This window comes from Paraburkholderia sp. C35, assembly GCF_003121405.1.
Lineage (GTDB): Bacteria > Pseudomonadota > Gammaproteobacteria > Burkholderiales > Burkholderiaceae > Paraburkholderia.
Map to the genome: position 1 here is coordinate 172,650 of NZ_QBUY01000008.1, position 8,138 is coordinate 180,787.

Genomic DNA, 8,138 nt, shown 5'->3' on the forward strand with positions numbered 1-8,138 from the left:
CTTTGAGTGAGAGATTCAGGCGCCGAGCGCTTGCAGAAGGCGCTGCGTGTGGTCCGCATAACGCGCGACATGGCGGCGTGCGCTTTCGCGCCAGCTGAAGCGCGCGAGCAGCGCAGGCACCGCGTGTTCGAAGTCGATCCCGCCGCGCTGGTGCAACGCGCGGCGCAAGGCGTCGGCGATGCTCGCGGCATCGTCGGGTTGCGCCCAGCAGCAGACGCGCTCGTCGAGATATTCGGTGAACGGCTCGATGCGCGACACGACGACAGGCGTACCCGCGGCCAATGCTTCGAGCGTCACGAGACCGAAGCCTTCGCGCACTGAGACCATCGAGACGACGTCGGCGCGCTGCAGCAGCGCGGGAATGGCTGCGTCGTCGAGTGGGCCTGTCACTACGATTGCATCGCCGATGTGCAGGCCGAGTTCCATCGCGCGTGTCATGAAGCGGCGCGAGTAGGCGTCGTGATCTAGCAGACTCGCGCCGCCTGCGATGACAAGTTGCGCATGAGGATGCGTTGCCCTGAGCAAGGCAAAAGCCTCAAGCAATTGCAACGTGTTCTTGCGTTCTTCGATACCGCCTATGGCAAGCACCATCGGCTTGCTTCGAAGGTCAAACCTGTCGCAAACGTCCGCGCTGCCACAAGAACGGAAGCGCGACACATCGACGCCGTTATTAACCGCAAACGCCTCGATGCCGAATTCGTCGCGCATTCTGTTTGTCCATGCGTCGCTTACGCACAGCACGGTGTCGGCATCTATGAACGCGCGCCGTTGCCACGCGCTCAACTGCGCGTTCGCAAACGTGTCTAGATGATGAACCGTGCGCACGTAGCCACCAATCGTGCCTTCCTCACGCAGTTCCGCGAGCACGTTGCCGCTGATACTGTCTTGTGCGTGCAGCACGTCGAAACGGGATGCGCCATCTTCCAGCAAGGCCTTTTTCAACGCGTCGATACGCGTCGCGACCATCGCGACCGTATCGTTGCCGTGCGCAGCGACAGGCGCGAGCACGACGCGGCACGGCGTTTCGCGGAACATCGTCGCGGTGCCCGTGGCGGGCGCGAAGATCGTCACGTCGTGTCCCGCTTCATGCAGCGCGCCGCCGAGTTCGAGCGTATGCACGACGCCACCGCGTGGATTGACGGAATGCGTGAACAGCGCAATGCGCATGGCGTTGCCGTTCATGACTGCGCTCCCACTGGCGCACCGATGAACGCGCTGTCCTTGAAGCTCCACAGCAAGGCCGCTTCGTTTTGCTGCGTCAGCACCACTTCGCGCGAGGCATCGACTGTACCCATCGCCGCGCACGTAAGACCGCGTTGCGCAAAACGCGCGAGTACTTCACTCACATGTTCGCCGCGCACCGACAGCACGAAACCGTAACTCGGAAAGGCGCTCAGCCAGCGCTCGAAATCGACATCATCTGGGCGCGGAATCGCATCGAGATCGATCCGTGCGCCTACACCTGAGCACTCCAGAAGCATCAGCGATGTGCCGAGCACGCCGGCCATGCTGATGTCTTTCGCGGCATCGCAAAGGCCACTTTCTGCCAGCAAAGGCAGCAGTTCGAGATCGTCGCGCAGACGCTGGGCGGGTGCGTCCACGGAAGCGTTCCAGAACGGGTACGGGTCTTCGAACCGGCCACGCAGATCGACGGCCATGACGAGCGTGTCGCCGGGACGCGCATTGAAGCTCGACAGCAATGTGTTCGCGCGCCCAAGTATCGATACGGCAAGCTGCGGTTCGGCACTGCGCGTATTGCTGTGTCCACCGACAACCGGCACGCCATACGCACTCGACGCCGCCGCGATGCCCGCCAGAATCTGTCCCGCCGATTCGAGCCCGTCGCTCCACAATGCATCGACAACGGCTAGCGGACGGCCACCCATCGCATACACATCGCTGATGTTGACCATCACGCTGCTATAGCCCGCGAACCACGGCATCGTCTCGACGAAATCGCTGACCAACCCTTCGATTGCAAACAGCAGATAGCCGTCGCCATCGGCAATCGCCGCGCAATCGTCGCCTACGGCAACCGCCTGCGCGAGATCGCGCGTGCCGTTCGGCAGACGCGATGCCAGCGACGCCACGACACCTGCTATATCCGTCTTGTGCCGAAAGCCGCGGCTTTCGCGTAACCGTTCGACCAGCGCTTGCAGGTTCATGAGCGTCCCCGCGACGACGTGACGAATCCACTCTCCGGTGTAAAGCACGGCGGATAGTGTTCGAGGTCCGCTTCCATCAGATGATGCGGTCGGCCAAACAAGGTTTCTTCCGCGACCGTCTGCCAGTGCAAGCGCCTGAACAACGGCGCGTTCTGGCTCTGCACGTGCGCGAGGAACGTATCGCAGCCGAGCGCATGCGCACTGCTGACAGCGAGACGGATCAGCGTCGAGCCGAGCTTGCCATGCGAACGGAAAGCGGCATGCACCGCAAGCCGCGAACCGAGCCATCTGCGCGGCTGCGTTTCGTGAATGCGCACCGTGCCGACTACCTGCTCCGGCACGCCTGCAATACAACTCAGCGCTACCAGCAGTTTTGCGTCGTTATCGATCTCGTCGCGATCATCGCCGACGAAAATGCCTTGCTCGACGCAGAACACCGCACGCCGCAGCGCGTACGCTTCCTTGAATTCCCACGGCAGCGTCGCCCATTTCACGCGATATTCCGCCGGCGTGAAGGCGACGGGCAATGCATCGAGTTCGTCGAAGGTTTCGCAGAACATGATCAGTCCTCGTACGAAGCCAGCGACGAGCACGCGCCGCATTTGCCGCAGCCTGCCTTGATGTCGGCCGAACGCATCTGCGCGTCGCGCAGCATCGCGCCGAGCGGCGCCAGAATCGACTTCATGAATTCGGGCGTCGGCGCGGGATGGTCTTCGAGCGGCGTGCCGCTGATCGGCACGAAGGGCACCACGAACGGATAGACGCCTATGTCGATCAGTTCGCGCGAGATCGCGAGAATGGCTTCTGCCGTATCGCCGAGACCCGCGAGGATGTACGTGCTGACCTGCCCCTTGCCGAACACGGCGACGGCTGCCTTGAACGCTTCCATGTATCGCGAGATAGGAACACTCGCTTTACCCGGCATCACGCGCGCACGGACTTCTGGCGTGACCACTTCGAGATGCATGCCGAGCGTATCGATGCCACTCGCTTTCATGCGCTCGAACCACACGTCGTCGTCGGGCGGCTCGCATTGCGCCTGGATAGGCAGATCCACCGCTGCACGGATCGCAAACGCGCTGTCGCACAGAATCTGTGCGCCGCGATCCGAGGTCGGCGGTGTGCCTGTGGTCAACACCATATGCTTCACGCCGTCGAGCAATACGGCTGCGCGCGCCACTTCGGCCAGTTGCTCCGGCGTCTTGCGCGCAATCGTGCGGCCCGCCGCGAGCGACTGACCGATCGCGCAGAATTTGCACGTCTTCTTGCGGCTCTCGTAACGGATGCAGGTTTGCAGCACCGTGGTCGCGAGCACGTCGGTGCCGTGCAACGTGGCGATGTGCGAATACGGCACGCCGTCGAGCGTTTGCAGTTGTGTGAAGCGCGGCGCTTTCGGGAAGCTGATGTTGGCAATCGGAATCGTGCCGCGCATCAACGCGCTCGCGCCCGCTTCGTCCGGCGCACCCGCGACGAACGGCGAATTCCACGCGGAACTGGTGTGCACGGGCACCATGATGGTCACGCCGTCGACCGTGACGGCCTTGTGATCCGACGGCCCTGCGCCGCCACGACGGCTTGCGGCGCCCGCGTTAGGATCGACGAGACGCAGCCCCGCCGACTGCAACTCGGTGCGCAGCTCCATCAACTGGCGCTGCGTGCGCGGCTCAACCGGCGACAGGTTCACGCTGGCATTCATCCTGACCTCCACTCGTAGTTTCAGACGCGGCGTCCGTTCCCGCGCGCTCGAACGCCATCGACATCGGCGCAACGGGCATCGCGGGACGATCGTTGATCGCAAGGCTCAGCAACTCGGGGCGCGCATAGTGGCCGACGGAATCCATCATGCGTTTGCGCTTGGTGATCAGCGACATGTCGAGATCGGCAATCACCATCCCTTCGCCTTCGCGCAACGGCTCGGCAAGATGCTGGCCTTCGGGCGATACGATGGCCGTCATGCAGCCGCCGCGCAGCGCTTTTTGCAGCTTCGGGTCGGTGGTCACGAATTCGATCTGCGCTTCGCTCAGCCAGCCCGTCGAGTTGACGACGAAGCAGCCCGATTCGAGCGCGTGATGACGGATCGTGACCTCGATCTGTTCGGCAAAGATTGGACCGACCAGTGAACCCGGAAACTGGCTGCAATGGATCTCTTCGTGCTGCGTCATCAGCGCGTAGCGTGCGAGCGGGTTGTAGTGCTCCCAGCAGGCCAGCGCACCGACACGCGCGATGCCTGTGTGCGCAACCTTCAGCCCGGCCCCATCGCCTTGCCCCCAGATCATCCGCTCATGAAACGTCGGCGTGATCTTGCGGCGCTTAAGCACGAGGCGCCCATCGACATCGAACACCAGTTGCGTGTTGTACAGGCTGCCGTGATCGCGCTCGTTCACGCCGAGTACGACGACCATCGCGTGACGCCGTGCGCGCTCGCTCACGGCCTGCGTGACGGGACCGGGCACGACCACGGCCTGCTCATAGAGCCGCATGTGGTCCGCGCCCGAGGCAACGGGCGGACGCACGAACGAAAAGTACGGGTAGTACGGCACGAACGTCTCAGGAAAGACGATCAGTTGCACGCCTTGCGCCGCGGCTTCGTCGATGGCGGCGCAGACCCTGTCGAGCGTGCCGCCGGGACGCTCGAAGTCGGGCGCAATCTGCACCGCTGCTGCACGGATGATTCGCTGCTCGGACAAGATCGGCACCCGGCGTGTTCAGACAGTCCACGTATGGATGATCAGCGCATTCTCCTTGCGATGGAGAAGTTGCAGATCGAGCACGTCGAGCGGATTGATCGGGCGAATGCCTTCGATCAGCGACGCTTCGCCATGACCATAGAGCGCCTGCAATGCGAAGCGGCACGCATAGACCTTGCCGCCTTCTTCCATGAACTTGACGAGTTGCTTGTTGAAGTTCAGATGACCGGGAAAGGCCTCGTCGCCGAGTGTCGGGAAACCGCGTTGCAGGCCGAGCGTGACGCCGGGACCATAGAGCAGCACCGACGTATCGAAGCCCTTGCGTTGCAGCCGCGTTGCCTGCAGCAGATTCACAAAACCGATCGAGCCTTCGAAGGCGACGGTATGAAAGGTCACGAGTGCTTTTTCGCCGGGTTCGGCCTTGACGTCAGGAAAGACCTTTTCTTCGTAGTCGACCAGGTAATCGCCTTTCTGATGCAGGGGTTTGTTGACGGCGGGCATATCACTCTCCAATAAGTCGCGTAATTGATCGGATTGCTCAACGGGAAATAACCCGGCTGGCGAATCACATAACGCAACGCGTATGCCAATTTCCGGCCCGCTTCATGCAATCAATATCCAATCAATCAACACGCGATGGTTCGAGCGACCCGAAAATTTCTTTGCGAGCCTTGTATCACGGGGGTTTTAGCGAATTCGCAACGACTGCGCACGCACCGGTTTCGCACAAGGGCGCAGCGTGTTTTGCGTGTGGATGGTGCGCGATACACCGCAAGCGTGCATTCATCCAATCAATGCGATCAAGTTGGCAATTGAATGACTCGCGATTTATTTTTTGGGTATTTCGCGTGTTAGTTTTGAATCACGCAATCAGGCACCGGGAATATCGGCAATGGACAGTCTCACGCATCACTGGCTCAAACGGCTGACGGAGAGCCGCAAACCGGCCTATCTCGTGATCCCCGATCTGATCGAGGAAGATCTCGCGAGCGGACGTTTGCGTCCGCGTGACAGGCTGCCTGGCCTGCGCGATCTCGCAGGTGCCTTGCAGCTGAACTACACGACCGTCGCGCGTGCGTATGCCGAGGCGCGCAAGCGCGGCCTGCTCGATGCGCGCGCAGGCAGCGGCACCTTCGTCCGCGGACGCACGCAGACCTTGCCGCTCGCGGGCGGCAGCAGTGTCGAGATGTCGATGAACATGCCGCCGGAGCCGCCGGAACTCACCGCACGGTTGAGAGAGTCGTCCGCGCATCTGTTTGCACAGATGGACCCTTACCGCTTGCTGCGTTATCAGGATTTCGGCGGTACGCCTGATGATCGCGCAGCAGGACGCGCGTGGCTGAAGGAACGCCTGCCCGAATGCGAGGACGATACCGTGCTGGTGTGTCCGGGCATTCATAGCGCACTGGTCGCGCTGGTATCGCAACTCGCGAGGCCGGGCGAAACCATTTGCCTCGACACGCTTGCGTATCCCGGCATCAAGGCGATCGCATCGCAACTCGGCGTGCGCTTGCAACCGCTTCCGCGCGACGAAGAAGGACCGTTGCCGCATGCATTCGAAGCACTCTGCAAGACCGAAAAGCCCGGCGCGTTCTACTGCAACCCGACTCTGCAGAATCCAAGCACGCTGACACTTTCCGCACAGCGCCGCGAGGCGCTCGCGGATGTCGCGTTGCGATACAGCGTGCCCATCATCGAAGACGATGCGTATGGATGGCTGCCTGCCAGCAAGCCTGTTGCGCTGGCATCGCTCGCGCCGGAGCTGACGTGGTACGTGACGGGATTTTCGAAGACGTTCGGCGCGGGATTGCGAGTGGCGTATCTGCGTGCGCCGAGTGCGCGGCAAACGCAGCGCATCGCAGGTGCGTTGCGTGCGACGACGGTGATGCCGAGTCCGTTCACCGTGATGCTGGCTACGCAATGGGTCAACGACGGCACCGCGCACGAGATGCTCGACGCGATCCGCAAGGAAGCGCTTGCGCGTCAGGCGATCGCATCACAGGAACTCGCCGGCTGGCAATACGATGCACAGCCTGATGGTTTTCATCTGTGGCTGCCGATTCCCGCGCAATGCGACTGGAGTGCACCCGAGCTTGCGCTGCAATTGCGCAACCAGGGCGTGGGCGTGGTGGCGGGCGCGGCTTTTTCGCCGGACGGGAATCCACCCAACACGATCCGCGTGTGCCTGGGCGGTCCGCAAGACAAGGACGACTGCCGCGACGCGTTACAGCGCGTCGCGGAGACCTTGAGCGACCCGCATCATCTGCATATGCCGATGATGTGAGCGCCGTGATCGTTCGTCGTGATGGTTCGCGACGATCGTTCGCTTAACGCAAGCCGCCGCTGGCCACGACATGCTCGCCCGTCAACCAGCCCGAGTCGTCGGACGCGAGGAACACGGCAATCGCGGCGATATCGTGCGGCTGACCGGCGCGTCCGAGCGGCGTCTGCGCGACTGCGTTGGTTTCGAAGTCGGAGCCAGCAATGCCGGCTTCATGCGTGCCTTCCGTGATAACGAAGCCGGGATTGATCGCATTGACGCGAATCTTGCGCGGGCCGAGTTCGCGCGAGAGCACGCCCGTGATGGCATCTACAGCGCCTTTGGTGCCGCTGTAGATGGCGCTGGTGGGCGGCGTGATGGTAGTCACAACCGAGCTGATGTTGATGATGCTGGCGCCTTCGCCCATCTGCTTGACGGCGGCTTGCGTCGTCAGCAGCAGGCCGAGCACGTTGATGTTGAACTGCTTGTGGAATTGATCTTCGGTGAACTCTTCGATGGCTGCGAATTCATACACGCCGGAATTGTTCACAAGAATGTCGAGACGGCCATAGGTCTCGACGGCGGCGTTGATGATGCCTTGCGCGTCAGCCGCTTTCGATACATCGCCGCCGACGGCGATTGCCTTGCCGCTGGCCGCTGTGATGTCGGCGACGACTGCGTCAGCAGCGGTTTTGCTGCTGGCGTAGTTGACTACCACCGATGCGCCTTCTGCTGCGAGCGCTTTCGCGATAGCTGCGCCGATACCTTTCGATGCACCTGTTACCACTGCGACTTTGCCTGCAAGCTTGCTCATGACTGGATTCCTTTAGCGATTCGATAGCGTTGAACGGTGCCGGCGAGCGGTTTTGCGTGCCGGCATGCGGTCGTGTGAATGTAGACAGTCGGTTCGCTCCGATAAAGCGGCTCGGGACGAATTGACCTGAAGGATCTGACGAACAATCGGCGCGCCATGGGGCGTGCGGGGGGATTTCAGGCACGTATAACAATCTCCGAGCCCCCGACGCG

At 62.0% G+C, this 8,138-nt stretch carries 8 protein-coding genes; 1 reads left to right on the forward strand and 7 read right to left on the reverse strand.

All coding sequences use genetic code 11. The features are described 5' to 3' along the window. Positions 1-15 precede the first annotated feature (15 nt). Genes DK391_RS08150 through DK391_RS08175 form a run of 6 tightly spaced genes read right to left on the reverse strand, consistent with a single transcriptional unit; the run spans position 16 to position 5,353 of the window. Positions 16-1,182 (reverse strand): MSMEG_0565 family glycosyltransferase, encoded by a 1,167-nt coding sequence (locus DK391_RS08150; RefSeq protein ID WP_109477480.1) that lies wholly within the window; start codon positions 1,180-1,182, stop codon positions 16-18. Further along, positions 1,179-2,165: a sll0787 family AIR synthase-like protein gene (locus DK391_RS08155; RefSeq protein ID WP_109477481.1), complete on the reverse strand. Its 987-nt coding sequence runs from the start codon at positions 2,163-2,165 to the stop codon at positions 1,179-1,181. The genes DK391_RS08150 and DK391_RS08155 overlap by 4 nt, the downstream gene beginning before the upstream one ends. Continuing rightward, positions 2,162-2,725 (reverse strand): MSMEG_0567/Sll0786 family nitrogen starvation N-acetyltransferase, encoded by a 564-nt coding sequence (locus DK391_RS08160; RefSeq protein WP_109477507.1) that lies wholly within the window; start codon positions 2,723-2,725, stop codon positions 2,162-2,164. The genes DK391_RS08155 and DK391_RS08160 overlap by 4 nt, the downstream gene beginning before the upstream one ends. 2 nt (positions 2,726-2,727) lie before the next feature. Then, on the reverse strand, positions 2,728-3,861 hold the full coding sequence (locus DK391_RS08165) for an MSMEG_0568 family radical SAM protein (protein ID WP_109477482.1): 1,134 nt from the start codon (positions 3,859-3,861) through the stop codon (positions 2,728-2,730). Next, positions 3,830-4,852, reverse strand: coding sequence for a Nit6803 family nitrilase (locus DK391_RS08170; protein ID WP_109477508.1), 1,023 nt, complete (start codon positions 4,850-4,852; stop codon positions 3,830-3,832). The genes DK391_RS08165 and DK391_RS08170 overlap by 32 nt, the downstream gene beginning before the upstream one ends. An 18-nt stretch (positions 4,853-4,870) precedes the next feature. Further along, positions 4,871-5,353, reverse strand: coding sequence for an MSMEG_0572/Sll0783 family nitrogen starvation response protein (locus DK391_RS08175; RefSeq protein ID WP_012403844.1), 483 nt, complete (start codon positions 5,351-5,353; stop codon positions 4,871-4,873). 391 nt (positions 5,354-5,744) lie between these two features. Between DK391_RS08175 and DK391_RS08180 the strand changes: the two genes are divergently transcribed. After that, positions 5,745-7,136, forward strand: a complete 1,392-nt coding sequence (locus DK391_RS08180) for a PLP-dependent aminotransferase family protein (RefSeq protein ID WP_109477483.1) — start codon at positions 5,745-5,747, stop codon at positions 7,134-7,136. A 43-nt stretch (positions 7,137-7,179) separates the two neighbouring features. Here DK391_RS08180 and DK391_RS08185 read toward each other — a convergent pair whose 3' ends face one another. Further along, positions 7,180-7,926, reverse strand: a complete 747-nt coding sequence (locus DK391_RS08185) for a glucose 1-dehydrogenase (protein ID WP_109477484.1) — start codon at positions 7,924-7,926, stop codon at positions 7,180-7,182. Positions 7,927-8,138: the final 212 nt, after the last annotated feature.

What these genes read in the sequence shown, in the direction of transcription:
- DK391_RS08150 (WP_109477480.1), bottom strand. Translation starts at nt 1,182, where the DNA reads ATGAACGGCAACGCCATGCGCATTGCGCTGTTCACGCATTCCGTCAAT.
- DK391_RS08155 (WP_109477481.1), bottom strand. Translation starts at nt 2,165, where the DNA reads ATGAACCTGCAAGCGCTGGTCGAACGGTTACGCGAAAGCCGCGGCTTT.
- DK391_RS08160 (WP_109477507.1), bottom strand. Translation starts at nt 2,725, where the DNA reads ATGTTCTGCGAAACCTTCGACGAACTCGATGCATTGCCCGTCGCCTTC.
- DK391_RS08165 (WP_109477482.1), bottom strand. Translation starts at nt 3,861, where the DNA reads ATGAATGCCAGCGTGAACCTGTCGCCGGTTGAGCCGCGCACGCAGCGC.
- DK391_RS08175 (WP_012403844.1), bottom strand. Translation starts at nt 5,353, where the DNA reads ATGCCCGCCGTCAACAAACCCCTGCATCAGAAAGGCGATTACCTGGTC.
- DK391_RS08180 (WP_109477483.1), top strand. Translation starts at nt 5,745, where the DNA reads ATGGACAGTCTCACGCATCACTGGCTCAAACGGCTGACGGAGAGCCGC.
- DK391_RS08185 (WP_109477484.1), bottom strand. Translation starts at nt 7,926, where the DNA reads ATGAGCAAGCTTGCAGGCAAAGTCGCAGTGGTAACAGGTGCATCGAAA.